The sequence below is a fragment of the Microbacterium sp. TWP3-1-2b2 genome (assembly GCF_049896145.1).
Taxonomy (GTDB): domain Bacteria; phylum Actinomycetota; class Actinomycetes; order Actinomycetales; family Microbacteriaceae; genus Microbacterium.
This window is the reverse complement of record NZ_JAFCTS010000005.1, coordinates 250-607: the sequence shown is the minus strand read 5'-3', so window position 1 is coordinate 607 and position 358 is coordinate 250. Positions and strand designations below refer to the sequence as shown.

Annotated in this window: 1 pseudogene; it reads right to left on the bottom strand. The window is 67.6% G+C overall.

The features are described from left to right. Positions 1-358 (bottom strand): annotated as a pseudogene (locus tag ACP7AR_RS17505) (potassium-transporting ATPase subunit B); the annotation flags it as partial.

Genomic DNA, 358 nt, shown 5'->3' with positions numbered 1-358 from the left:
ACGGCGGCGGCCAAGGCGGCTTCCGGACGCACGCCGGGGACCGGGATGACTTCGGTCGCCATGCGGTTGCCGAAGGTGATGGTGCCGGTCTTGTCGAGCAGCAGGGTGTCGACGTCGCCTGCCGCCTCCACCGCACGGCCCGAGGTGGCCAACACGTTCACCTTCAGCAACCGGTCCATGCCGGCGATGCCGACCGCAGACATCAGGCCGCCGATCGTCGTCGGGATCAGGGTGATGAACAGGGCGCCCAAAACGATGGGATCCAGATCGACGCCCGAATAGGCGCCAAGACCGACCAGGGTCACGACCGCGATCAGGAAGATCAGGGTCAGACCGGCCAGCAGCACGGCCAGGGCCA